This is a genomic window from Blastomonas sp., assembly GCF_030373265.1.
GTDB lineage: Bacteria > Pseudomonadota > Alphaproteobacteria > Sphingomonadales > Sphingomonadaceae > Blastomonas.
Genome location: NZ_JAUCZC010000010.1, coordinates 72,826 through 97,545, shown reverse-complemented (window position 1 = coordinate 97,545; position 24,720 = coordinate 72,826). Strand labels below are relative to the sequence as shown.

At 62.9% G+C, this 24,720-nt stretch carries 23 protein-coding genes; 8 read left to right on the top strand and 15 right to left on the bottom strand.

Features of this window, described 5'->3' with window-relative positions:
* Positions 1 to 29 precede the first annotated feature (29 nt).
* Genes QUV11_RS08155 through QUV11_RS08140 form a run of 4 tightly spaced genes read right to left on the bottom strand, consistent with a single transcriptional unit; the run spans position 30 to position 3,958 of the window.
* The gene (locus QUV11_RS08155; protein ID WP_300881514.1) at positions 30 to 977 is read right to left on the bottom strand and encodes an acetyl-CoA carboxylase carboxyltransferase subunit alpha; all 948 of its coding nucleotides are present in this window, start codon (positions 975 to 977) and stop codon (positions 30 to 32) included.
* A gap of 18 nt (positions 978 to 995) precedes the next feature.
* Positions 996 to 1,919: a tyrosine recombinase gene (locus tag QUV11_RS08150; protein WP_300881475.1), complete on the bottom strand. Its 924-nt coding sequence runs from the start codon at positions 1,917 to 1,919 to the stop codon at positions 996 to 998.
* A gap of 3 nt (positions 1,920 to 1,922) precedes the next feature.
* On the bottom strand, positions 1,923 to 3,749 hold the full coding sequence (locus QUV11_RS08145; protein WP_300881474.1) for a hypothetical protein: 1,827 nt from the start codon (positions 3,747 to 3,749) through the stop codon (positions 1,923 to 1,925).
* 5 nt (positions 3,750 to 3,754) lie between these two features.
* A complete protein-coding gene (locus tag QUV11_RS08140; RefSeq protein ID WP_300881473.1) occupies positions 3,755 to 3,958 on the bottom strand; it encodes a hypothetical protein in 204 nt (67 codons plus the stop codon).
* Between the two features lie 72 nt (positions 3,959 to 4,030).
* Here QUV11_RS08140 and QUV11_RS08135 point away from each other — a divergent pair, with 72 nt between their 5' ends.
* The 4 genes from QUV11_RS08135 (at position 4,031) to QUV11_RS08120 (ending at position 7,490) form a co-directional block, all read left to right on the top strand.
* Positions 4,031 to 4,603, top strand: a complete 573-nt coding sequence (locus QUV11_RS08135) for a shikimate kinase (protein WP_300881472.1) — start codon at positions 4,031 to 4,033, stop codon at positions 4,601 to 4,603.
* Positions 4,591 to 5,703 carry a 3-dehydroquinate synthase gene (gene aroB / locus QUV11_RS08130; RefSeq protein WP_300881471.1) on the top strand — a complete coding sequence of 371 codons (1,113 nt, stop codon included), beginning with the start codon at positions 4,591 to 4,593 and terminating at the stop codon, positions 5,701 to 5,703. Before QUV11_RS08135 ends, aroB begins: the two co-directional genes overlap by 13 nt.
* 134 nt (positions 5,704 to 5,837) lie before the next feature.
* Positions 5,838 to 6,530 carry a hypothetical protein gene (locus tag QUV11_RS08125; RefSeq protein WP_300881470.1) on the top strand — a complete coding sequence of 231 codons (693 nt, stop codon included), beginning with the start codon at positions 5,838 to 5,840 and terminating at the stop codon, positions 6,528 to 6,530.
* Between the two features lie 117 nt (positions 6,531 to 6,647).
* Positions 6,648 to 7,490: a MoxR family ATPase gene (locus QUV11_RS08120; RefSeq protein ID WP_300881469.1), complete on the top strand. Its 843-nt coding sequence runs from the start codon at positions 6,648 to 6,650 to the stop codon at positions 7,488 to 7,490.
* Position 7,491: 1 nt separating this feature from the next.
* Here QUV11_RS08120 and QUV11_RS08115 read toward each other — a convergent pair whose 3' ends face one another.
* Both QUV11_RS08115 and QUV11_RS08110 read right to left on the bottom strand, forming a co-directional pair.
* A complete protein-coding gene (locus QUV11_RS08115) occupies positions 7,492 to 8,403 on the bottom strand; it encodes a hypothetical protein (RefSeq protein ID WP_300881468.1) in 912 nt (303 codons plus the stop codon).
* A gap of 192 nt (positions 8,404 to 8,595) precedes the next feature.
* Positions 8,596 to 9,996 carry a methyl-accepting chemotaxis protein gene (locus tag QUV11_RS08110; protein ID WP_300881467.1) on the bottom strand — a complete coding sequence of 467 codons (1,401 nt, stop codon included), beginning with the start codon at positions 9,994 to 9,996 and terminating at the stop codon, positions 8,596 to 8,598.
* 159 nt (positions 9,997 to 10,155) lie between these two features.
* Here QUV11_RS08110 and QUV11_RS08105 point away from each other — a divergent pair, with 159 nt between their 5' ends.
* A complete protein-coding gene (locus QUV11_RS08105; protein WP_300881466.1) occupies positions 10,156 to 11,343 on the top strand; it encodes a VWA domain-containing protein in 1,188 nt (395 codons plus the stop codon).
* Between the two features lie 21 nt (positions 11,344 to 11,364).
* On the opposite strand, the gene pip is transcribed toward QUV11_RS08105, so the two are convergent.
* From pip to QUV11_RS08090, 3 genes are all read right to left on the bottom strand, one after another.
* Positions 11,365 to 12,312, bottom strand: coding sequence for a prolyl aminopeptidase (gene pip / locus QUV11_RS08100; RefSeq protein ID WP_300881465.1), 948 nt, complete (start codon positions 12,310 to 12,312; stop codon positions 11,365 to 11,367).
* Positions 12,313 to 12,326: 14 nt separating this feature from the next.
* Complete coding sequence (locus tag QUV11_RS08095) at positions 12,327 to 12,662, bottom strand: hypothetical protein (RefSeq protein ID WP_300881464.1); 336 nt, start codon at positions 12,660 to 12,662, stop codon at positions 12,327 to 12,329.
* A 101-nt stretch (positions 12,663 to 12,763) separates the two neighbouring features.
* On the bottom strand, positions 12,764 to 14,068 hold the full coding sequence (locus QUV11_RS08090; protein WP_300881463.1) for an amidohydrolase family protein: 1,305 nt from the start codon (positions 14,066 to 14,068) through the stop codon (positions 12,764 to 12,766).
* A 146-nt stretch (positions 14,069 to 14,214) separates the two neighbouring features.
* On the opposite strand from QUV11_RS08090, the gene QUV11_RS08085 reads away from it, so the two are divergent.
* Positions 14,215 to 15,006, top strand: coding sequence for a DUF4019 domain-containing protein (locus tag QUV11_RS08085; protein WP_300881462.1), 792 nt, complete (start codon positions 14,215 to 14,217; stop codon positions 15,004 to 15,006).
* 152 nt (positions 15,007 to 15,158) lie between these two features.
* Complete coding sequence (locus QUV11_RS08080) at positions 15,159 to 16,529, top strand: transglycosylase domain-containing protein (RefSeq protein ID WP_300881461.1); 1,371 nt, start codon at positions 15,159 to 15,161, stop codon at positions 16,527 to 16,529.
* A gap of 15 nt (positions 16,530 to 16,544) precedes the next feature.
* Here QUV11_RS08080 and lpdA read toward each other — a convergent pair whose 3' ends face one another.
* From lpdA to QUV11_RS08060, 4 genes are all read right to left on the bottom strand, one after another.
* Positions 16,545 to 17,939 carry a dihydrolipoyl dehydrogenase gene (lpdA, locus tag QUV11_RS08075; RefSeq protein WP_289619824.1) on the bottom strand — a complete coding sequence of 465 codons (1,395 nt, stop codon included), beginning with the start codon at positions 17,937 to 17,939 and terminating at the stop codon, positions 16,545 to 16,547.
* A complete protein-coding gene (locus QUV11_RS08070; RefSeq protein WP_300881460.1) occupies positions 17,932 to 18,339 on the bottom strand; it encodes a hypothetical protein in 408 nt (135 codons plus the stop codon). Before QUV11_RS08070 ends, lpdA begins: the two co-directional genes overlap by 8 nt.
* Positions 18,336 to 18,803 (bottom strand): endonuclease domain-containing protein, encoded by a 468-nt coding sequence (locus QUV11_RS08065; RefSeq protein WP_289619822.1) that lies wholly within the window; start codon positions 18,801 to 18,803, stop codon positions 18,336 to 18,338. Before QUV11_RS08065 ends, QUV11_RS08070 begins: the two co-directional genes overlap by 4 nt.
* Before the next feature lie 95 nt (positions 18,804 to 18,898).
* Positions 18,899 to 20,200: a pyruvate dehydrogenase complex dihydrolipoamide acetyltransferase gene (locus tag QUV11_RS08060; RefSeq protein WP_300881459.1), complete on the bottom strand. Its 1,302-nt coding sequence runs from the start codon at positions 20,198 to 20,200 to the stop codon at positions 18,899 to 18,901.
* A gap of 146 nt (positions 20,201 to 20,346) precedes the next feature.
* Between QUV11_RS08060 and QUV11_RS08055 the strand changes: the two genes are divergently transcribed.
* On the top strand, positions 20,347 to 20,802 hold the full coding sequence (locus tag QUV11_RS08055; RefSeq protein WP_300881458.1) for a universal stress protein: 456 nt from the start codon (positions 20,347 to 20,349) through the stop codon (positions 20,800 to 20,802).
* Between the two features lie 6 nt (positions 20,803 to 20,808).
* Here QUV11_RS08055 and rnr read toward each other — a convergent pair whose 3' ends face one another.
* A complete protein-coding gene (gene rnr / locus QUV11_RS08050) occupies positions 20,809 to 23,052 on the bottom strand; it encodes a ribonuclease R (protein WP_300881457.1) in 2,244 nt (747 codons plus the stop codon).
* Positions 23,053 to 23,113: 61 nt separating this feature from the next.
* Positions 23,114 to 24,646, bottom strand: a complete 1,533-nt coding sequence (gene proS / locus QUV11_RS08045; RefSeq protein ID WP_300881456.1) for a proline--tRNA ligase — start codon at positions 24,644 to 24,646, stop codon at positions 23,114 to 23,116.
* Positions 24,647 to 24,720: the final 74 nt, after the last annotated feature.

Sequence of the window (24,720 nt, the reverse complement as noted above, 5' to 3'; positions counted from 1 at the left end):
CGCCAGGGTTGCGCGATTTTACAGCGGTATCAGAGCGATCCGATGGCCAGGAAGCGGGCTTCGCGCGCCGCGCGCAGTTCGATGGGATTCAGTTTCTTGAGCATCTCGAGCTCTTCGCGCACCGCCTTGGCCAATTCCTTGATCGCCTGCGCCGAGTCACGGTGTGCGCCGCCGACCGGTTCCTTGACGATCCGGTCGATCACGTTGAGCCGCTTGAGATCCGCCGCCGTCACCTGCATCGCCTCGGCAGCGTCGGCCGCGCGATCGGCCGTGCGCCAAAGGATGGAGGCGCAGCCTTCGGGCGAGATCACCGAATAGACCGCATGCTCGAACATCAACACCCGCTCGGCAGACGCCAGCGCGACCGCGCCGCCCGATCCGCCCTCGCCGACGATCGCCGACACCATCGGCACACCCAGCGACAGGCAGCGCTCGGTCGACCGGGCGATCGCTTCCGCCTGGCCGCGCTCCTCGGCCTGAACCCCTGGAAACGCGCCCGAAGTATCGACCAGGGTCACGACAGGAAGCCCGAACCGGTCGGCCAGATCCATCAGACGGATCGCCTTGCGATAGCCCTCGGGCTTGCCCATGCCAAAATTGTGGCGGATGCGGCTTTCGGTGTTGTCGCCCTTTTCGTGCCCGATGACGACCAGCCTTTGCTCGCCCATGCGGGCAAAGCCGCCCATGATCGCCTTGTCATCGCCAAACGCACGGTCGCCTGCCAGCGGCAGGAACTCGTCGAACATGCCCGCGACATAATGCTTGAAATGCGGCCGCGCCGGGTGGCGCGCAACCAGCGTCTTCTGCCACGGGGTCAGCCCGGCATATGTCGAGGCCAGCAGCTTGCGCGACTTGGCGGCGAGCCGTTCGATTTCGCTTTCGATATCGATTTCGCCGTTATCGGCGGTCTCGCGTAGCTCGGCGATGCGCGCATCGAGCGCGGCGATCGGCTTTTCGAATTCCAGATAGCTTGTCATGGTCATGATTCTGCTCTGCTAGCTATGCCGCTGCCTGTCGGCAAGGTTCATCTGCGCCAGCGGATGGCGGCGATTGACCAGCTCGACCAGCCTTTTGCTGTCGACATGGGTATAGATCTGGGTGGTGGCGATGTCGGCGTGGCCCAGAAAGGTCTGCAATGTCCGCAGATCCGCGCCGCCTTCGAGCAGATGGGTCGCGAAGGCATGGCGCAACACATGCGGACTGACCCGCGCAGGATCGATCCCGGCGCTGGCAGCGAATTCCTTGACCAGCTGATACAGCCGGATGCGGCTTATATGCCCGGTACGCGACGGAAACAGCCAGCGCGTCTCGCCCGGGCTGACCGTCAGCCAGCGTGCCAGCGCATCGCGCGCGCGGCCCGAGATCGGCACCAGCCGCTGCTTGTCGCCCTTGCCGGTGATCGCGAGCAACGGACGGCCGATGCTCGCGGCCGCGCGCGGCAGGCTGACCAGCTCGCTGGCCCGCAGCCCCGAGCCATACAGCAGCTCGATCAGCGCAAGCAGTCGCAGATCCTGCGGCCGCGCCTCAGCCGCGGAAGCACGCTCTTCGGCCAGCGCGAACAGCCGGCCGATATCCTCATGGGTCAGAATCTTGGGCAGAGGCCGCTGCAGGCGAGGACGCGCGGGCGCCTTGGGGGCCCTGCCAGCGTCCGCTGCGACCAGCCCTTCATCTTCCAGGAAGGCGAAAAAGCCGCGCAGCGCGGATGATTTGCGCGCCACGGTGCTGGACGCCAGATCGCGCCAGTGGTGGTCCAGTCGGCCAAGACCCGCCTCCCCTGCCTGGGCAAGCGCGCCTGCCAGCGCCTCGGAGGCCTGTTCAAGATCACGTCGATACGCAGCCAGCGTGTTGACCGCCGCGCCGCGCTCGGCTGCCATCATTTCCAGAAACCGCTCGATCAGACGGGCGTCGTCGCCTGTCATCGGTCAGGCGCGGCTGACGGCTTCTGCTGCGATCATCCGGGCTTCTGCCTGACGACCGACAATGCGCAACGCCGAAACGACATGATACAGCTGACGCGGCGTCATCGCCGACCAGTCATTGCCCTGCATGCCCATCGCCGCCAGAAGCGTCACCAGCCCGTCATTGCCTTGCGAGGCGGCCGAGCGGATCGCTCGCGTCCAGCGGTTCTCGCCGCCCAGCCGGATGCCGAGATCACTGGCCAGGGAATCGCGGTCGCCGTCGCTGATCCGGTTGAGCCCGGCAAGGCCCGCGACCAGAAACGCGCTCTTGCGCGCATCGGCGCTGTTGTCGTTGTCGAAGAAGCCGCTGATCTGCGATGACGAGAATCGCGAGCGCTGGATGGGCGCGGCCAGGCTCAGCACCGCCCAGCCCAGGCTGCCTTCGGGAACGACACTGGCCCAGCGCGCGGCGCTGGTGTCGAATCCGGCCGACACCATCGAGACTATGAGATCATCGCTGGCGGCAGCCAGGTCCGCGGACGGAACGACGCGGGCTGCGGCGTGCGCGGTCAGGATATGCGAGGAATAACGGGCAAAGGCATTGTCGGAACGGGTCCACAACGCCTGCATAGCGCGCAAACGATCATCGACATCCGCCGCCACATAGGCCGTGCGCAGCAGCGCCATGCGGTCGCGCAGCGGTTCTTCGGTGCCAGGATCGTCGAAAGTCGCGCCATACAGGTCGATCATGTCGCTGCTGGAAAGAATGCCCATGGCAGCGGCCATATCGGCTGCCTGCACCCGCGATGCCAGAGGGGCCATCGGCGCACGGGCGCGCCAGGCCTGGAAATTACGGTCGGCGCTGGCATACAGGGCTTCGGGTGGTTCGAGCCCCGCCGTGAGCGCGAGGCCGAAGCGCCAGCGGGTCAGCTGATCCACATCGTCCCATTGCACGCTGACTGCGCGCCTGCCGTTCTGGCTGGCACCCACGATCTTTTCCGCGAGCAGCACATCGATCCGGGTCATGTCGCCCTGCCGCCGTGTCCGGTCGATCTGCTCGCGTGCCGCGCTGCCCTCGCCCGAAAAGCCGGAGCACATCGCACGGATCAGCTGCCACTCATTGCCCTTGGCAGTCTCGCCAGCAAAGGGCAGCAGCGGGCACATGCCCAGCGGATCGGCCGCAGCGACATAGCTGCTCAACGCCACATTCAGCAGGCGCGGCGTTGCCGCGGGAGGGTCGATCGCCTGCACCATGCGCACCGCGCCATCGGCGGAGCCGATCCGCAGCAGCAGCGCCGCGCGTTCGGCTGCAAAGTTGGCGCCATTGATGCCCTGCGGCGTCGCCAGTTCGCTCAGCAGCAGCTTCTGAAGCCCCAGCGAAGCCCAGCGCGACACGATCCGCCCGCTGGTGCGCTGAACCAATGTCTGCGCATAGCGCCCGCCGATATTGCCGAGCGAGGATGCGGCGTATCCACCATTCGCTTCGGTGAGCGGGCCGATCCGATCCAGCGAGCGGCGCGCACTCGGCGGCAGCGCCTGGCTGAGCGCAAGCTGCTCGGCCATTTGCTCCTGCAGCGCGGCGAGCTCCTCGCTCAGCGCCTCATCAAGCTCTTCCTGCCCGGCCAACGATGGCAAGGGCACCACCGGAACGGAAGTGACAGGCGGTGGGATCGGCAGCGTGCGCCCGGGTTCGGGCGGCGCAGACGGCTCGGACTGCGATGGCGCTGGCGCGGGATCATTGAAACCGGGAGGCAGCAGCGATTCCGGCGCATCGTTTTGGCCGATGACCGGCGCAGATACGAACGCCACCGCCATCAAGCTGGCACAGGCCAGCAGCATGCCCCGCCGCATCAGGGTCAGCCTTCCGGCTGCGCCATGCCGCCATCGGATGTGGCGGCGCTGGGCATGGCAATCTGCTTTTCCACCCGTGCGGTTGGAACCTCTCCGCCACGGGAATACGCAAACACCAGAAACGCAACGATCAGCACTGCCAGCACGATCAGAATCAACGGGCCCATCGGGCGCCTGCGCTGCCGGTAATTCTGTCCCAAAATGGCCATGGCCGAGATATGCTCCGTGATGTGTCTAGAAAACTTGCGCCATCGCCTAGCCTATTTATAGGCTGCGCGGCAATGCTGCAGAACCGAAAATCCGACCCCGCGAGGCTTGCAGGCGACATCATGCAGTGGCTGGACCGCCCACTGGTGCTCGTCGGGCTGATGGGTGTCGGCAAGTCCACGGTCGGCAAGAGGCTCGCAACCGATCTGGGCATCAGCTTTGTGGATGCCGATGAGGAGATCGAAACCGCAGCGCAAATGAGTATAGCGGAAATCTTCGAGCGCTTTGGTGAGCCTTATTTCCGAGATGGCGAGCGCCGGGTGATATCGCGCCTCATCGATGGAGTCCCGCGGGTGATCGCAACGGGGGGTGGCGCGTTCATGAGCGACCAGACCCGAACGCTGATCCTTGAGGGCGCGATCGCAATCTGGCTGGACGCCGACATTGCCACATTGGTCGAACGCGTCAGCCGCCGCAATACCCGCCCGCTGCTTCGCAATGGCGATCCCGGTGAAGTGTTGACCCGGCTCGCCGCGGTACGCAACCCGGTCTATGCGCAGGCTCAGATCCATGTGCGCAGCAAGGATGGTCCGCATCACCGCACCGTACTCACAATCCTGGAGGCACTCGCCCGATGGCACGCCTGACTATCGCGCTGGGCCAGCGCAGTTACGAGATTGCCGTGGAAGCCGGCGCACTGGACGGTGTCGCCGACCATGTCGCGCCCTGGATCAAGCGAAACCGCAGCCTGTGGGTCAGCGACAGCACCGTTGCCGAGCGCCACTGGCCCAGGATCGCCGCCCAGCTTGAAGCCGCCGGGGTCGCGGCGGCATTGCACATCGTTCCCGCCGGCGAAGCGAGCAAGAGCTGGGCAGAGCTCGCTCGGCTGACCGACTGGCTGCTGGCCGAGGGGGTCGAACGCAGCGATACCGTTTTTGCACTGGGTGGCGGCATGATCGGCGACCTGACCGGCTTTGCTGCCTCGATCGTCAAGCGCGGCTGTGACTTCGTCCAGGTGCCCACCACACTGCTGGCGCAGGTCGACAGTTCGGTGGGCGGCAAGACCGCGATCAACACGGCGGCTGGCAAGAACCTTATCGGCGCATTCTACCAGCCGCGCTTCGTGCTGATCGATCCGCAGGTGCTCTCCACCCTGCCCCCGCGCGAGATGCGCGCAGGCTATGCCGAGGTGGTGAAATACGGTCTGATCGACGATGCCGCCTTCTTCGAGTGGTGCGAAGCCCATGGCGCCGATGTGCTGGCTGGTCATCCAGATGCGTTACACCATGCCATCACCACGAGCGTGGCGGCAAAGGCGCGGATCGTCGGGGAGGACGAGCGCGAAACCAAAGACCGCCGCGCGCTACTCAACCTGGGCCATACCTTTGGCCACGCGCTCGAGGCCGACACCGGCTTTGGCGAGCGACTTCTGCACGGCGAAGCGGTGGGTGTCGGCATGGTACTGGCCTTGCACTATTCGGCGCGGCGGGGGCTGTGCGCTTCCAGGGATGCCGACCGGCTTGCGGCGCATTTTCAGGCGTGTTCGATGCCGGTTACCCTGCAAGATGCGGGGGTTACCGCAGATGGCGCCGAATTGGTCGATCACATGCGCCACGACAAGAAGATGGCAGGCGGCACGCTGCCCTTCCTGCTCGCGCGCGGAATCGGCCAGACTTTCTTGTGCCACGATGTCGATCTGGACGATGTTGCGGCGTTTCTCGACGAAGCGCATGCCGACGCGCGATAAACTTGCGGCTGCGTAAACTTTCTCTTTAGGACGATGCGCTAGGTTGCTCCTGTGGAGGCAGGCGCGACCCGCTTGCCTGCCACACCGGTCTGCCGTTGTGCAGATCAGGCCAGACAGATCAGGAAAGCCGCCTCGTGTCCATTGTTCAGCCCGGAGCCTTTGATCGCGCTCAGCCCGACGCAGCGCCGCCGCGTTCGCTGGATGCCTCGCTGGCGCAAGGGACCAGCGCAGGCCATGACTTCACCGGTGTCCTGATCGACAAAGCCACCCCCGCGCGCGCGGTCGACCTGGCCGATGCTGCGCACTATCTGTGCCTGCTGCACGGCCGCTATCCCGGATTGATCGATTACGCCGCCACCCGGACTGCAGATCCATATGTCGGAAAATGGCTCGCGCAGGCGTGCGAAGCGTTTGTCGGCGAGCGCGCCCTGCTCACCCGGCTGACTGTCGCGGCTGGACCGATTACCAGCACGCCGGGCCAGGACCGGTGCACGCCTGCGATCATCAACCTGCGCGGCGCGCTCAACGCATTGTCGCAATCCGACCGGCAGGGGTGCGCCATTGGCGCGGCGTTTGCGCTGGTGCTGGACTGGATCGGTATCCGCGATGTTCTTGATGTCATCGCGACGCGCACCGGGCTTGCCGTCCGCCAGTCCACGCTTCCCTCGGCGGCCGATACGCGCCAGCTGGCGGCCGAGCTCAGCACTGACCGCATGATCGGCCGAGCAATCGGCTTTGGCGCATCGCAGATGCTGCAACAGCATCGGCACTTCTGGGACATGCTCGAAGAACGTGCCGAACTGCGCCGTGCCCAGGACGGCATCTAGCGCAAAATCGCAACGCCTTACGGAAACGTAAAGCAGAATGGCTCTGCCCGCTTGCCAAGGTGGCCCAAGCGCCCTATCGCTTAACCACCCAGTTAACAGCGGCAGGAAGGCCATCCCATGCGCTTTGAAGGCACCAGCGAATATGTTGCAACCGACGACCTGAAGGTGGCGGTCAACGCCGCCGTCGCGCTGCGTCGGCCCCTGCTGGTGAAGGGCGAGCCAGGCACCGGCAAGACCGTTCTGGCGCATCAGATCGCCCAGGCCGCCAAGGCGCCGCTGATCGAATGGAACATCAAATCGACCACCAAGGCGCAGCAAGGCCTCTATGAATACGATGCGGTGGCGCGTCTGCGCGACGGCCAGCTGGGCGACGAGCGCGTCCACGACATCGGCAACTACATCAAGAAGGGCAAATTGTGGGAAGCGTTCACCGCGCCCGAGTTGCCCGTGCTGCTGATCGACGAGATCGACAAGGCCGATATCGAGTTTCCCAACGACCTGTTGCAGGAACTCGATCGCATGGAGTTCTATGTCTACGAGACCAAGGAACTGGTGAAGGCCAAGGACCGCCCGATCGTCGTCATCACCTCGAACAACGAGAAGGAACTGCCCGACGCGTTCCTGCGCCGCTGCTTCTTCCACTATATCAAGTTCCCCAATCGCGAGACGATGCAGGCGATCATCGACGTGCACTTCCCCGGAATCCAGAAGATCCTCGTGCAGAAGGCGCTCGAGATTTTCTACGACGTGCGCGAAGTCCCCGGCCTCAAGAAGAAGCCCTCGACCAGCGAACTGCTCGACTGGCTCAAGCTGCTGCTGCACGAGGACATGCCACTCGAAGTGCTGCAGTCGCGTGACCCCAGCAAGGCGATCCCGCCGCTGCATGGCGCATTGCTCAAGAACGAGCAGGACGTGATGCTGTTCGAACGCCTCGCCTTCATGTCGCGCCGCAACAGCTGAGCTATTTTTTGAGCTGCATCCGGCAGCTGTCCTGTTGGTCTTCGCACTGCTGGGCGAACCCTGCGAGCACGGCGCCTGGCACGCGCGATCGCAGGGCTCCGGCTTCGAGCGTGTATAAGCCCTTGAGATACGCCCTGTCGAACTGGGTCAGTTCGGATGGCGCGGCCTCGGGCCCCTGCGCGAACAGGCTGAGCAGCGATGGCACCGCGACGCTGTCGAAATCGATCTGCCGCCGCGGCGAGCCGAGCAGATGCAGCGCTGCGTAATCAGCCAACTGGTCGAGCGTCACATCCTTGATCCGGGTGGAATCAAACAGCACGACGGATAGAGATTTGGGCCGGTAGAAATTGGACGTCAGGCGGCTGGCCGAGATCGATGTCGCAATCACAAAGCCTTCACCGTCTTGCGTTGCGCCATTGCTGTTGGCCAGGTTGGAGAGGTTCCATGCTACCGCAGGCTTGCGGGCGCGCAGTTCGTCGCGCAGCTGGCGGGTCTGCACATCGCGCATTTCGGCGATTCCGACGATGCCGCGCCGGCGCGTCAGCATCTTCTCGAACAGCGCGCGGGGATCATCGACCACCACCACTAGCGCATTGGCCCTGCAGTTCGGCTTTGCCGGATCGAGTCCGACGTCGAGCGCGGTCCGGTTGATGCGGTCGGACACAATCGCGCTGGCGTCGGGCGCCATTCCCACCACCTGTAGGCAAAGCGGCTGAAAGAATTTCGGGATGACATCGAACAGGGGAATCGGCGCCATCAATTCGCGGAGATTGTCCTTGAGAACCTTTTTCGCAACTTCGCGCTGGCCGAGCACCTCAATTCCATCGCGGAACGGATCGGTGGCTTCTTCTGCGGTCGGCTGCGCTCCAGCTGCCGCGGGCACGGCCAAAAGTGCAACGACTGCAATAACCATCTGGAATGTTCGACCACGCATGACTGTCTCTCGTCACCTTCGCCGTATTGCCGAAGTATAAATGCCGAAAAACCAGAGATCACGCAAGGTGGAACGCTTTATGTCTGGCGGCAGCCCGACTGCCGATAGCCCCACGCTCCAGCGGCGCCAGTGTCACGCATTGCGAGCGGATGCGCAGCGTTCCGAACGAACTCAGCGAATATAGGCCAGCTCGAAATTGCCCCAGTAGCGGCCCCTGATCCACAAGGGGACGAAGATATTGCGCAGGATCCTGATCTCGCCCGGGTGCGGCTCGAAGCGATAGACCGCGGCGTAATAGTCGTCGTTCTTGTGTGCGATCGCCTCGCTGGTGGTGCGGTCGAGCACGATCATCCGGCTGCGGCAGTGGGCGGCGTCGTGCGCCTTGTCCCCTGTCGGCGCATGCGACCGTTCGGAGATATGGGTGGGCAGATAGCCGTCCTGGTTCGAGACCACCGATCCGAAGGTCGTCAGGCCCGGACCCCAGAACCGGTCAAGCACCGGCCGGATATGGCTGTCAGCAAAATCGTTGAACCCGTTGTCAAAGCGGGTCAGTCCTGGCTCGCCGCGCGGACGATAGATCCGGTCGAACACCTGCGCCTCGGTCAGTTCGCCGCGGGCCAGAGATGTCTCGATTACGTCGCGGATTTCACTGCCGGTCTCCAGCGCGGTCTCGACATACGGATTGTCGCGATGCGATAGTCCGGTGTGCACCAACTGGTTGAACATGACGTTAGAAATCGTCTCGAGCTCGGTGGTCTGATGCAAGGCATCTTCAAGCTGATCGCTGCATCCAGCAACATCGCCCATGAAAACGAACAGATTGTCACACAGCTCGCCCGTGTCCGAACGCACGCCATTGCTCGAATCGGCGATGGCGTCAGCCTTGCTGGCGACGTCGCGGATGATTTCGCCGGCCTGCTGGATGGCGGCATCGATCGTTTCGAAGTGACGCTGCGCATTGCGGCTCTGCTCGACGCCCTTTTCAACCTGCGCCATGAAATGCCCCGCCTCGATGCCGAGCGAATGCATGGTGCCTGAGATCTTGTCGGTCGCCTGGCGCGTATCCTGGGCCAGCTTCTTCACTTCAGCGGCGACGACAGCAAAAGTGGCTCCGGCGGCCCCGGCACGCTCGGCTTCTATTGCGGCGTTGAGCGCCAGCATGTTGGTGGAGCGCGCAATGGAATCGATGGTCTGACTCGCGGTCACCACATCGGCCATGGCATTGGCGAAGCGTTTGACATCCTCGCCCAGTCCCTGGATCAGCGCGATCAGATCGTGCAGCTCCAGCGCGGACACCTGCATCGTCTGCGAGCTTTCGGCCAGATTGCGAAAAGCCGCCTGGCTCATCTGCCGGGCGCTGTCGGTGGCGATAACCACCTGCTCCTGCTCGCTGGCGAGGCTGCGCGCGATCTGTTCGAGATAGGACCGTTTTTCGCCGAGCATGGCCATGCGCTGCCGCACGGTCTCGACGATCCCGCCGACCTGGCTCGAGCAGATGACGGAATCGCCACAGCTTTCGGCCATCTGCTGGATGGCATCGCTTTCAGGCTTGATGATGCGATGCTGCTGCATGAAGACCCCGTTCAATCTGCTGGTCGGGACCCTAGCCGATGGTGGTTAACGGGTTGTAAAATACGATCGCATTCCCCTTCGGCCTTGCCAGAATGGGCGGGAATCGCCATCGTACCGACTGACGCAAACGTAAAGCGACAGACACAAGGGCCGTCACCAATGTTCTTCTCGTTCATGGATGAATTGCGCAGCGCCGGTATATCGGTGTCTCTCAAGGAGCACCTGATTCTGCTCGAGGCGCTGCACAGCGAAGTGATCGACCGCACCCCCGAGGAGTTCTACTACCTCTCGCGCGCGACGCTGGTGAAGGACGAAGGGCTGCTCGACCGGTTCGACCAAGTGTTCGCCAAGGTGTTCAAGGGCCTGGAGATGACGTTCCAGGGCAACGACAGCGCGGAGATCCCCGAAGACTGGCTGAAGGCGGTCGCCGAGAAGTTCCTCTCCGACGAGGAGATGGAAAAGATCAAGGCGCTGGGCTCGTGGGAAGAGATCATGGAGACGCTCAAGAAGCGGCTCGAGGAGCAGGAAAAGCGCCACCAGGGTGGCAACAAGTGGATCGGTACCGGCGGCACCAGCCCGTTCGGCAATTCGGGCTATAATCCCGAAGGCGTGCGCATCGGCGGCGAGAGCAAGCACAAACGCGCGGTCAAGGTCTGGGAAAAGCGCGAGTTCCAGAATCTCGACGACACCCGGCAGCTCGGCACCCGCAACATCAAGGTTGCGCTTCGCCGGCTGCGTCGCTTCGCGCGCGAAGGCAATGCCGACGAACTCGATATCGACGGCACCATCGACGGCACCGCGCGTCAGGGCTGGCTCGACATCCGCATGCGCCCCGAGCGGCACAATGCGGTCAAACTGCTGCTGTTCCTCGATGTCGGCGGATCGATGGACCCGTTCATCAAGCTGTGCGAGGAGCTGTTTTCGGCAGCCAAGACCGAGTTCAAGAACCTCGAATTCTTCTATTTCCACAACTGCCTGTACGAAGGCGTGTGGAAGGACAACAGCCGCCGCTTCACCGAGCGCACCAACACCTGGGACATCCTCCACAAATACGGGCATGACTATAAGGTGATCTTCGTCGGCGATGCCTCGATGAGCCCCTATGAGATCAGCCATCCCGGCGGCTCGGTCGAGCATTTCAACGACGAGGCAGGCGCAGTGTGGATGAACCGCGTGACCAACACTTATCCCGCGGCTGCGTGGCTGAACCCGGTGCCCGAGAACCAGTGGGGCTATTCGCAGTCGGTGCGGATGGTCAAGGATCTGATGAACGACCGCATGTATCCCCTGACCATCGAGGGTCTGGACGATGCCATGCGCGAACTGGTTCGCAAGCACGGCCATTGATGCCGGGCGGCGCCGGCGGGGTCAGGCCTTGCCGGCGTAGCGATCGGTTGCCTCGACCAGCCGGTTCAGGATGCCGGGCTCCGAATAGGCGTGCCCTGCCCCTTCCACCAGATGGAAATCCATATGCGGCAACGCCTTGTGCAGCGCCCAGGCGTAATGCGCAGGGCACGGCATGTCGTAACGGCCGTGCACAATAGTGCCTGGAATGCCCGCCAGCCGCGGCGCATTGCGCAGCAGCTGCTCGGGCTCGAGCCAGCAGCCATTGACGAAATAATGCGTCTCGATCCGCGCGAAGGCGAGGGCGAAATGCCCGTCATCATGCTGCTCGCTGATCCGCGGGTCAGGCAGCAACGTCACCGTCTCGCCCTCGTACAGGCTCCACGCGCGCGCGGCTGCGACCTGGAGCTCAGGATCTTCCCCGGTCAGCCGCCGGTAATACGCGCCGGGCATGTCGCCGCGCTCGTCCTCGGGGATCAGCGCCTGAAAGCGCTCCCATTTGTCCGGAAACATCTGCGACACGCCGAACTGGTAGAACCAGTCGAGCTCCGGCTGGGTGCAGGTGTATATCCCGCGCAGCACCAGTTGCGAGACACGCGTCGGGTGCGTCTGCGCATAAGCGAGCGCCAGCGTCGATCCCCACGACCCGCCGAACACCAGCCAGTCCGCGACCCCCGCCAGTTCGCGCAGCCGTTCGATATCGGCGACCAGATGCCAGGTGGTGTTCGCGTCGAGCGAGGCATGCGGCGCCGAGCGCCCGCAGCCGCGCTGGTCGAACAGCATGACGTCGTACAGCGCCGGATCGAACAATCGCCGGTGATCGGGCGAGCAGCCGCCACCCGGGCCGCCGTGCAGGAACACCGCGGGCTTGGCCCCCGGCGTCCCCACGCGCTCATAATAGACCCGATGCCCGTCCCCGGTATCCAGCGTGCCGGTGGCGTAGGGCTCGATCGCAGGATAGAGGCTTCGCACCGGCTCCGCCCGCCTTACTGACCGTGGCGGGTGCTGCTGGAGAGGTAATCGCCATAGCTGCCGACATAGCTGTCGACGATCATCTGCGCTTCCTCGCTGGCATAGCTTTCAGCCTCGGCCTTCTTGCCGCCGTACTGCATCTCGGACTTGACCATCGCCTCGACGAACGTCGTCTTTTCAGCCTTGCAAGCGTCGCTGGCCTGCTTGGTGAACTCGCCCGGTGCCGTCTTGGCGTCGAGCGCTGCGTTGGTGTAGGTCGTAAGGCACGCGTTCAGCCCCCTGCGCGCCGTTTCAACCGGATCGCCCTGCGCCATCGACATGGCAAACGCCACAAACAAAGTGAGACTCATCTTACTCTCCCCAAGTAGATCGGACGCGGCAATTATCACATTCCGCTTGGATGGGGGAAGCACAATCCCACCAATGTTGCGGCAGTTTACCGCGCAGCATTTCAGCGGATCCGAACACCGCCCTGCACCACCGCATCGACGCTCTCGAGCTCGCGCACATCGGCCAGCGGATCGCCATCGACCGCGATGATATCGGCATAGCGTCCCACCGCGATCGCGCCGACATCCTGCGTCCGTCCCAGCGCCTCGGCGGCGTTGACGGTAGCCGCGCGGATCGCCTCGAGTGGGGTCATGCCGTATTCGACCATCACCTTGAACTGGCCGCCGACCTGCCCGTGCGGCATCACGCCGGCATCGCTGGCGAACACCATCCGAACGCCCGCCTTGTGTGCCTTGCGGAAGTTGTCCCGCTGGATCTGCGCGATCTCGCGGTCCTTGCGCAGGTTGTCTTCCATCACGCCGTTGTTGGCGCCTTCGGCCTGGGTGTAATCGGTGTTGAAGATGTCCATCGAGAACCACACCGGCTGCTTGCGCTCGGCCGCGAGTTTGATTCCCTCGTCATCGACCAGGCTGGCATGCTCGATGGTGTCGATGCCTGCGCGGATCGCCGCCTTGATCCCCGCCCCGCCATGCGCGTGCGCGGCGACCTTGAGGCCCCATTGGTGCGCCTCGTCGGCAATCGCGCGCAGTTCCTCTTCGGAGAGCTGCTGCTGGCCGGGCTCGGTGTTGCGCGAGAACACCCCGCCGGTGGCGCACACCTTGATGACTTCGGCGCCATATTTGCGCTGCTCGCGCACCTTGTGGCGCAGTTCGACCGGGCCATCGCCGACCGCAGGCGATTTCGCTGCGAACGAGGGCGGAAGATAGGTCTGGTCGCAATGGCCACCGGTCGCGCCGATGGAATAGGCGGCGGGCACGATCCGCGGGCCCGTCGCCCACCCCTCGGCAATCGCCTGCTTCAATGCGACATCGTTATAGCCCTCCGAGCCGACATTGCGCACCGTAGTGAACCCGGCATCGAGCATCGCGCGCGCGTTCGATGCTGCGACGAAGCTCCAGAAGCGGTCGGTGAACTGCAGGTTGGTGTAGCCGCCATAGGTGGGCGAGCTGTCGAGATGGACGTGCATGTCGATCAGCCCGGGCAGCAGCGTCTTGCCCGACAGGTCAATATGCGTGACGTCATCGCCCCAGCGCACGATCCGCGCATCGGCGACTGCGGTGATCCGCCCGTTCTCGGTGAAGATCGCGGGGAACTCGGTGACCTTGCCGGTGGCGACGTCGATCATCTTGGCCGCAGTGATCACCGTGCAGGTGGGCGCCTGCTCAGGTGTCTCTTGGGCCGAGGCCGTAACCGTGAGCGCGGACGCGGCGAGCGCCGCCGAGATCAAACGTGCAAAGCTTTTCATGATGTTCCCCTGACCGGCGCACCCGGCTTGTTCTGCCCCAACGATTACAGCGACATGGCTCTCAGGCAAGCGAAACCGGATGGCCTGGTGCGACCCCTAATTATTTGGGGTGGGCGCGGGGCCCGGCTCGGCCTAGCATCGCAGCCATGGCAACATCGATGACCGACGGCCTGCGGGCCCTGACCGAGAAGGAAAAGCAGACGCTGCGGCTGATCGTGTGCGGGCACGACGCCAAGTCGATCGCGCGCACGCTCGACCTTTCGGTGCACACGATCAACGAGCGGCTGCGCGATGCGCGGCGCAAGATGGCGGTCTCGAGCAGCCGCGAGGCGGCGCGGATGCTGCTCGAGGCCGAGGGCGGCACTGTTACCCCCCAATATGTTGGGGACAGCTCAATCGGGGATGATGTTCGCGCGCCAACCGCCGATCAGGAGAGGGCGCCGCCCCCCGGCGCGGAGCGAAACCGCTCTCTGATCCTGACAGGAGTTCTTATGACCCTCGCCCTCGCCCTGCTGGCCCTCACCGCACTGCCGTTCACCAATACGGCCCCCACCACCGTCACCCCCGCCCCGACCCAGGTCGCGTTTCAGGATGCCGAGAGCGACCCGGTGAACCCCGAAGTCGTCACCGCCGCCCGCGCGTTCCTTTCGCTGATCGAACAGAAACGCTGGGAAGACAGCTACGCCGCCACCGGCACCGCCTTCCGCAAGCTCAACACGCTGCAGGTCTGGACCCAGGTCTCCGAAGACGTCCACGCCCGCTACGGCAGCACCGTCTCACGCACCCTGCTCAGCCAGCAAAACCTCCCCGCCCCGCCCGCGGGCTACGAAGTCGTCAAGTTCCGCACGGTCTATGCGAACAAGCAGCAGGCAGTGGAAACAGTGACGCTGGATCGCGAGGATGGCAAGTGGGTCGTGGTGGGGGTTACGGTGGGGTAGTCAACGCAATTGAGCATCGAAACTGATTACGGCGCCACATAGCTATTGCGCCCTACCGAAATTCAATTAGCCTATTTCAGCTCAGGTGCTGTTCCATTATTCTGTAAGGCTGGACCAATTTTAAGCTGAGTTGTTGCAGGGAGGCTCCGCAAATGGATCATAAAATTGCGGCTCAGCAGTATTTTCCGCATTATAAAATTGATGAGAAGAACATAGACATTGCACTTCGCGAGTATGATCTATCTGCAAAGGCGCTTGAAGCTGATCAAAAAAGTCTCACCGCTGCAGCAGGTATCGCTCTTTTTTTCGCAGGAACTGTCACAACGTTGGCAGGTGCTGCAGCAGGGAGCAACACAGCTTTAGACAGAATTGAAAACCTCCTCGATACGGCTGGCATTGGCCTAGAGCTTACATTTATATCGTCAATATTCTTAATTGCTTTCTTTGTTATACGATATTTTGCTTTGCTACAACAATCAGCTACATTTGCGTCCCGAAAGATCATAGTTTTACGACGTTTACTTGGGATAGATTATGGCAAGATAGAAACTGTTTTACCTTCCGATAGCTTGGAGGGAGCAAACGAGCCCTTCGCTATAACAATGTTCCCGGGCTGGAGGTCTCTGCCAGCCCTGCCGGTCATAGCGGTCTCAATCCTTACGGGAGGTGCAATCGGAGGAATATTCAATTTGATTCGGTTTCTTGAAGGTGAGACAGCATATACCTTTCTCGGCATTAACTTCCCAAGTTACACGCATTTCGCCTTTCTACTTGGAAGCTTGACATCGATTTGCCTGCTATCCAATTATCGGCTTTCGCTGCTCGACAGTTTCGAAAACTACAGACTTATTGTCGCAATAAATGTGAGCCGCTGGATACAATGTCCACTCAAACGAAGAATCGGTCATATAATTTATCGCATGAAATTATCAGTTTTTGAGGCCAAAAGGATCGGCATCGACCTAAGATCTTTTCATGATATTTTAATATGGATTGAAGATAAAAACTATCATAGACACAACGGCAACAGTTTGATGGCTGCAATAAAAGCTTTTTATCGTTGGCATAAGTATAAAAAACGCTCTGGAGCATCAACTATACTCCAACAACTAGCTAGATCAAACTTCATAACTAGATTTGATTCACCAGTTCGAAGAAAGATAATAGAGTGGATGTTAGCTCCATGGCTAAATAAAATCTTCTCCAAAGAAGACAATCTAAATCTGTATCTATGTTCGGTCAGATATGGACATAGAGTGATTGGCGTAGCGGCAGCCATCGAATACTATTTCCCTAATCATAATCCAAAAAATTCGCTATGTCCTGCGCAAATATTTTTTCTTATCGAGCGCCTTTCGAATGTAAGTGCAACCTTTCCGCTAGTTCGGATAAAAAAACTGGTGAGTGACGCAATAAAAAATGGCGTTATCAATACAAGCGATGCGACTGACCTTGAAGTCCTATACATTCAAGCGGGCAGGGATACGCGGCTAGACCTAGGGGGGCAGACGCCAAAGTTCTAAAATGTGCTCACCCCCTCAAAAATGCACCGCCCGCCCATACGCTGACAACACACCTTCGTGCATCATCTCGCTCAGCGTCGGGTGCGCGAACACCGTGTGCATCAGCTCTTCCTCGGTCGTTTCGAGCTGGCGGGCGATGACATAGCCCTGGATGAGTTCGGTCACTTCCGCGCCGATCATGTGTGCGCCCAGCAGTTCGCCGGTCTTGGCGTCGAACACGGTTTTGATGAAGCCTTCGGCCTCGCCCAGCGCGATCGCCTTGCCGTTGCCGATGAAGGGGAAGTTGCCGACCTTGACCTCGTGGCCCGCCTCTTTCGCCTTGGCCTCGGTGAGGCCGACGCTGGCCACCTGCGGACGCGAATAGGTGCAGCCGGGGATGTTCCAGGTTTCGAACGGGTGCGGGTTCTTGCCTGCGATATGTTCGACCGCGATGATGCCCTCGTGGCTCGCCTTGTGCGCCAGCCAGGGCGGGCCGGTGACATCGCCGATCGCGCGGATGCCGGGAACGTTGGTCTGGCCGAAGCCGTCGACGACGATATGGCCGCGCTCGGTCTTCACGCCCAATGCCTCGAGCCCGATATCCTCGGTGTTGGGCACGATGCCGATCGCGACGATCGCGTGGCTGAACTGGTGTTCCTCGCTCTTGCCGTCCCTGGTCTTGATCTTGGCGGTAACCCCCTTCCCGGCGTCGGTCAGCGCCTCGACACCCGCGCCGGTGAGGATCGTCATCTTCTGCTTCTTGAGCGCCTTTTCCATGAACGCGCTGACATCGGCGTCTTCCACCGGCAGCACGCGGTCGAGCATCTCGACGATGGTGACGTCCGCGCCCATGTCGGAGTAGAAGCTGGCGAACTCGACGCCGATCGCGCCCGATCCGATGACCAGCAGTTTGCTCGGCATTTCCGTCGGGGTCATCGCGTGGCGATAGGTCCAGATGTGCTTGCCATCGGCCTTGGCGAACGGCAGGTCGCGCGCGCGCGCTCCGGTGGCGACGATGATCTCCTTGGCCTCGAGCTCGCGGGTCTGGTCGCCCTGGGTGACGCTGAGCTTGCCCTTGGCGGTGAGCTTGCCGGTGCCTTCGACGACCGCGATCTTGTTCTTCTTCATCAGTCCCTTGACGCCGGCGTTGAGCTGGCCCGAGACCTGACGGCTGCGCGCGACGATCTTATCGAGCTCATAGCCCACCTTGTCGGCGGTGAGGCCGTAATTGCCCGCGTGGGTCATGTAGTGGAAGATTTCCGAGGTGCGCAGCAGCGCCTTGGTGGGGATACAGCCCCAGTTGAGGCAGATGCCGCCCAGTTTCTCGCGCTCTACGATCGCGACCTTGAGGCCAAGCTGCGCCGCGCGGATCGCCGAGACATAGCCGCCGGGGCCCGAGCCCAATACGATGAGGTCAAAGGTTTCAGCCATGAACGGTCTTTCTCTTTCGGCGTTTCAACAGGTCAAGATTGCAGAGCATCCACACGATGCAGCATGCCACTGCGGGCGCATAGACAAGCTCAGCATAAGCGACAACCTCGGTGAGATACAGCACCAGCGCGAACCCGCTGCCCGCGGCGGTGGCGAGCAGGATGGGCACGCGGATCAGCGGGTGCAGGTTCAGCCGCGCCAGCCCCAGCGCGACGAGCGCGGTCGCGAGCAGGATCGCGAACACCATCACCACGGTGTAGAACGCGTCCGCAGCATCGAAGAACGTCTCAGAGACGTTGAGCGATCCGGTCTGCGCGAGGTTGAACGCGAAACGCCCGACGAGCGTCGCGATCGCGGTGGGCAGCAGCAGCCGGCGGAAGAGGAAGATGAGGATGGTCATGCGCCTAACCCCTCTCCCCCTGAGGGAGAGGGGTTGGGGAAAGGGAGCGCGACGCCGTTGTCCCCCTCTCCCCTTGAGGGAGAGGGAGGGGCCCGCCGCGCAGCGGTGGGAGGGTGAGGGCCTGATAGCACCCGCAAAATCTCTTCCCCCACAGCATCGATGCTGCCCAATATGTCGCTGTTCCAGAACCGCATCACACGATAGCCCTTGGCGCGCAGCAAGGCGTCGCGCTTCACGTCAGTTTCACTTTCGCAATGCTGCGAACCATCCGCTTCGATGATCAGCCGTTGCTGCTGGCAAACGAAATCCACGATGAATGGTCCTATCGGCTGCTGACGGCGAAATTTGGCGCCATCCAGTTGGCCACCCCGCAGGATCGACCACAGTTTGATCTCCGCATCGGTCATGTCGCGGCGTAGGGATTGGGCTCGGGTCAGGGTCTTGTAGGTATATTTCGGCTTCATGCCCTCACCCTCCCATCGCTTGCGCGATGGGCCCCTCCCTCTCCCTCGAGGGGAGAGGGGCTGGGTGCCCGCCGCTCGCCCATCCCGCAAGGACCTTACGCCAGCATCCCCAGCGGGTTTTCGCACAGTTCCTTGAACGCCTGCATCAGCTGCGCGCCATCCGCGCCGTCGATGGCGCGGTGGTCGAAGCTGCCGGTGGCGCTCATTACCGTCGCGATGCCGAGCGCCTCGTCGACCAGATAGGGGCGCTTTTCGCCCGCGCCGATTGCCATGATCATGCCCTGCGGCGGGTTGATCACCGCTTCGAAGTGCTTGATGCCGAACATGCCCATGTTGGAGAGGCTCGCGGTGCCGCCCTGGTACTCATGCGGCTGGAGTTTGCCCTCCTTGGCGCGGCCGGCGAGTTCCTTCATCTCGGTGGAGATCGCGCCCACCGCCTTGGTTTCGGCGCCGACGATGATCGGGGTGATCAGGCCCGCAGGCGTGCTGACTGCGACCGAGATGTCGGCGCGGCTATAGCTGATCAGCGTGTTGCCCGCGAAGCTGACGTTGCACTTGGGCACCTGGATCAGCGCCTTGGCAAGCGCCTTGATCAGCAGATCGTTGACCGAGAGCTTGACGCCCTGCGCCTCGAGCGCCTTGTTGAGCTCGCCGCGCAGCTTGAGCAGTTTGTCGAGCTGGATATCGAGTGTGAGGTAGATGTGCGGGATCGTCTGCTTGGCTTCGGTCAGGCGGCGCGCGATCGTCTTGCGCATGTTGGAGAGCTTGGCCTCCTCGTGCGGGATATCGGTGGTGAACGGCGCAGCGGTTGCAGCCGGCGCAGGTGCGGCGGATGCTTCCGGTGCGGCAGCCGGCGCGGGCGCCGCAGCCTTGGCCTCGCCGGGCTTGGCATCCTCGACATCGGCCTTGACGATGCGTCCGCCCGGGCCGGTGCCCGTGATCGTCGCCAGATCGATGCCCTTGGCAGCAGCGATCCGCTTGGCGAGCGGGCTGGCCTTGATGCGGTCATCGTCCGACGCAGCGGGTGCGGGGGACGGAGCGGGAGCTGGCGCTGCCTTGGAGTCTTCCTTGGCTTCCTCCTTCGGGGCGGGGGCAGGCGATGGCGCCGGCGCCTTTGAGGAAGGTGCGTCGGCAGCCGCATCGCCGGCATCTTCGCCATCGGCGGCCATGATCGCGATGATCTCGCCGACCTTCACATTGTCGGTGCCTTCGGGAATGACGATCTTGGCGATCACGCCCTCGTCGACCGCTTCGAATTCCATCGTCGCCTTGTCGGTTTCGATCTCCGCGAGCAGGTCACCCGAGGCCACGGTGTCGCCTTCCTTGACCAGCCATTTGGCGAGGGTGCCCTCCTCCATCGTCGGGGAGAGCGCGGGCATTTTCAGATTGATAGGCATTGGGTTCATTTCCCCCGATTCAGGTGCGCCAATTCGATAACGGTGGCCGTTCTCGACGCTTAGGTCCGTAGGGTCAAGGGGGCACGCCCTTGCCACACCTATCATTTTGGCGCAGTCTTAAGGACAGCAAACGGGGCAGCAATTTTATGCGGGTATATCTGGTCATCATGGACGAAACGAGCGAGGCGCTGACCGCGCTGCGCTTTGCTTCGCGGCGCGCGCAGCACACCGGCGGGCAGGTGCACATCCTGGCGCTGGTGCCCAAGCAGGACTTCGTCGCCTGGGGCGGCGTGCAGGCGACCATCGAGGATGAAGCGCGCAGCCGCGCCGAAACTCTGGTCGCGGACGCTGCCGGAACCCTGTTCGACGAGATGGGGCAGCGTCCGGTGATCACCGTGCGGATGGGCGATGCGACGCGGGAAATCCGCAATTACATGCAGGAATGCCCGGACCTTGCGATGCTGGTGCTGGGGGCTGCGGCAAGCGGCGCGCCGGGGCCGCTGATCACGCACTTTGCAGGCGCCGATGCTGGCGCCCTGCCCTGCCCGCTGACGATCGTGCCAGGCAGCCTGACCGACGAGGAAATCGACCGGATGAGCTGAGCCGGTCTAGCGGCTCTGGTGGCGGATGTTGCCGGGCCGTCCACGGCGTTTGATCGGCGGGCGCTTGGGCTTGCCATCGTTGCGTCCACGGTAGGGCTCGCGCACGAAGTTGCCCCCCTCGGGAAGCTCGAACTTGATCGCCCCGGTGATGGGGTCCGCCTCGACCAGGCGCAGTTCGAGCCGCTGGCCAACAGCATATTGCTCGCCGGTGGCCTCGCCGGTCAGCGTCTGCGCCTTTTCGTCATACCAGAAGCGCTCGGCGCCCAGCGTCGAGACCGGCACCAGCCCGTCGCCACCGAACTCCTCGATCGTCGCAAAGAATCCGAAATTCTGCACCCCGGTGATCCGCACCTTGTGCACCTCGCCGATGCGGGTGGCGAGAAAGGCTGCGACATAGCGATCGACGGTCTCGCGCTCGGCCTCCATAGCGCGCCGCTCGAAGCTGCTGATCAATTGGCAAATGCGATCCAGCGAGGCGGCGTCGACATCGCTGAGGCCTGTCGACGGCGGCAGATCGCTCTTGGGCGCGGGCTGCTCGAGCTTGTAGGCATCGACCAATGCGCGATGGAGCAGCAGATCGGCATAGCGCCGGATCGGGCTGGTGAAATGGCCATAGGACCCCAGCGACAGCCCGAAATGCCCCATGTTGCGCGGGCCATAATAGGCCTGGGTCTGGCTGCGCAGCACCTGCTCCATCACCATCGGCTTGATCGTCTCGTCGGTCACCTTGGCGAGGATCGCGTTGAAGGTCTTGGGCCGCACGACCTGGCCGAGCGCGAAGGATATCTCGAAGGTCTCGAGATAATCCTTGAGCGCGACCAGCTTCTCGCGCGAAGGCGGTTCGTGGACGCGGTAGACCACCGGTGCCTTTTTGCCCTCGAGCGCCTTGGCGGCGGCGACGTTGGCGGCGATCATGAAATCCTCGACCAGCCGGTGCGCGTCGAGGCGCTCGCGGGTGGCAACGCTGACGATGCGGCCAGCGTCGTCGAGCACGATCCGCCGCTCGGGCAGATCCAGATCAAGCGGTTCGCGGTCGCCGCGCGCTTTGTAGAGCAGCTTCCAGCATGCCCAGAGCGGGCGCAGCGCGGTTTCGGTCAGCGCGTGCGGCTTGGTGCCGTCGATCGCGGCCTGCGCATCTTCATAAGCGATGTTGGCCGCGAGCCGGACGAGAGCACGGCTGAAGCGCCAGTCCTTGAGCTTGCCGCTCGCGTCGATCACCAGATGGCAGACCATCGCCGCGCGGTCCTGGTCGGCCTTGAGCGAGCACATGTCCGCCGACAGGATCTCGGGCAGCATCGGCACGACGCGGTCGGGGAAGTAGACGCTGTTGCCGCGCTTGCGCGCCGAACGGTCGATCGCGCCGCCAGGACGGACGTAATAGGAGACATCGGCGATCGCGACGATTGCCTTGAAGCCGCCGGGATTGGCAGGGTTGTCATCAGGCTCGGCCCAGATCGCATCATCATGGTCGCGCGCATCGACGGGATCGATCGCGACGATCGGCAGATGGCGCAGGTCTTCACGCGCTTCGGTGGTCAGTGGCAGCTTCGATGCAAGCTCTGCCTCGGTGATTGCCTCGGCGGAAAATTCGACGGGAATCCCGAACTTGTGGATCGCAACCATGCTGAACGAGCGCGGCGCGAAGGGCTCACCCAACACCTCGGTCACCTTGGCGGACACCCGGTCGCGCAGCCCGCTCTGCTCGGCCATAACAAGCTGGCCGACCTCGGCCTTGCCGGGATCGGAGATCGGCACCAGACGGCGGATGCGCTTGTCGACCGGCTTGAGCCACAGTTTGCCGTTGCCCTCGTCGCGCTGGACCACGCCGAGCAATTGCTCCCCTGCGCGTTGCAGCTTCTTCATCACGAAGGCGCGATAGCCGCCGCCGGCCTCTTCGGTGCGCGCGAGCACACGGTCGCCGACAGCCAGCGCGCCCGAACGTCCGCGCTCGGAAATCCGGACCTTGGGCGCGGGCATCCCTTCGGCCTGCCAGTTGTCGGGCACCCCGATCAGCTCGCGGCCATCAACCTCGATGATCTTGAGCACGGTGACCTTGGGCAACCCGCCCATCTTGTGGAAGGCGCGGCCCGGTGCGCTGTCGATCAGGCCTTCATCGGCCATATCCTTAAGCAGCGCCTTGAGCGCGATCTTCTCGGCGCCGCTCAGCTTGAAATGCTTGGCGATCTCGCGTTTTCCGGCGGGCTCGTAGGACTCGGTGATGAACTTCAGGATCGCGTCGCGGTCGGGCATACCGCCAGCGTGGGCTCGCGACCCTTTGGGCTTGCCAGGACGATCCTGCGCCACCCGCCGCTCAATACGCCCGGGCGAGCAGGATGCGCTCGACCGCAGCGCCGCCTGTGAAGAAGCAGGTTTCTCCAGCGGGTGCGGAATTTTCCGGCGTGTTGCGGATGGTCAGTTTCAGCGCCTTCAATTGCTCGACCACCTTGTCCAAAGCCTCGCCAGTCGGGCGGCACCAGTCCACCGCGACCCAGCCGGGGTACTTGCTGCCATCGAAATGGGCCTTGAGCTCGTCCATGGTCGTAACATCGCTACGCACCTGGGCATCGAGGCGTTGCTTGGCAGCGCAGAACATCAAGGTCTGGATCTGGTCGAGCAATGCCGGCGCCTGGCCGACAAACGATTCCCAGTGCATCGCCTGGTTGGCGAGCTTGCCATCCTCGTCGTAGAGCGAATCGCGGCGCAGCATCGTCACCTGCTCGCCGGCAGCATCGCGGCCACCGATTTCCAGGATGATCGGCGCGCCCTTCTTGACCCAACCCCAGCGCTTGGGACCGGGCTTGCCCGCCTTCTTGTCGATCAGCACGCGCAAGGGTTCGCCGAATGCACTGGAATCGATCAGCGCGGTGCGGATCTTGGCGCAATAAGCGAGCAGCGCCTCGTCTTCGGGCGTCTCGCGCAGCATCGGCACGATCACGATCTGGTGCGGCGCGATCTGCGGCGGCACCTTGAGGCCGTCGTCATCGCCGTGCGTCATGATGACACCGCCGACCATGCGCGTCGAAACGCCCCAGCTGGTGGTGTGCGCGAACTGGAACTGGCCTTCGCGGTCCTGGAAACGGATGTTCTGCGCGTGCGCAAAATTCTGGCCGAGATAATGCGAAGTCCCCGCCTGCAGCGCCTTGCCGTCCTGCATCATCGCTTCGATCGAATAAGTTGCGACAGCCCCAGGAAAACGCTCGTTCTCGGGCTTTTCACCCGCGATCACCGGCATGGCCAGCGGGCCCTGCGCGAAGTCACGATACATCGCGAGGATGGTCAGCGTCTCGGCCATCGCGTCGGCTTCGTTCTCGTGCGCGGTGTGCCCTTCCTGCCAGAGGAATTCGGAGGTGCGCAGGAACATGCGGGTGCGCATTTCCCAGCGCACGACATTGGCCCATTGGTTGACCATGATCGGCAGATCGCGCCAGCTCTGCAGCCAGCGCGAAAACGCGGTGCCGATCATCGTTTCGGATGTCGGACGGATGACCAAGGGTTCTTCGAGCTTGGCTTCGGGATCGACGACGAGCGCGCCGTCGTGCATCTTCAACCGGTGGTGGGTGACCACCGCCATTTCCTTGGCGAAGCCATCGACGTGCTCGGCTTCCTTGGCGAAGTAGCTCAAGGGGATGAACAGCGGGAAATAGCAGTTCTCGTGGCCCGTTTCCTTGATCTGCCGGTCGAGCAGCATCTGGATGCGCTCCCAGATGCCGTAGCCCCACGGACGCATGATCATGCAGCCGCGCACACCCGATTCCTCGGCGAGATCGGCTTCCTGGATCACCGCCTGGTACCATGCGGCAAAATCTTCCTGCCGGGTGACGGGCAGCGCGTTCTTCTTGGTCACTGTAAGCTCGATCCTGATGCACTCAAACAAGGCCCGCGTGCCTAGGCCAGTGCGACCATATGCGCAATCACCCG